General features: G+C 49.8%; 1 tRNA gene. It reads left to right on the forward strand.

Annotated elements, in window-relative coordinates:
• The first annotated feature begins 60 nt into the window (after positions 1-60).
• Positions 61-136: transfer RNA gene (locus ACR6JA_RS21950), tRNA-Glu, on the forward strand.
• The last annotated feature ends 93 nt before the right edge of the window (positions 137-229 follow it).

A 229-nucleotide genomic window follows, 5' to 3' on the forward strand; every position in this document is an offset into this window, starting at 1 on the left:
CTCACACAGATTGTCTGATAGATGTAGAGAAGCAAGGCGTCTTGCGATTGAGACTTCAGTGTCCCCTTCGTCTAGAGGCCCAGGACACCGCCCTTTCACGGCGGTAACAGGGGTTCGAATCCCCTAGGGGACGCCACTTGCTGGTATGTAAGTGAAAGTTGCGTGCCGAACTATCTCAAAGCTGACTTGAAAGAGTCATGTTTGAGATATTTGCTCTTTAACAATCCGG

The sequence above is a fragment of the Cedecea sp. B1(4) genome (genome assembly GCF_059414925.1).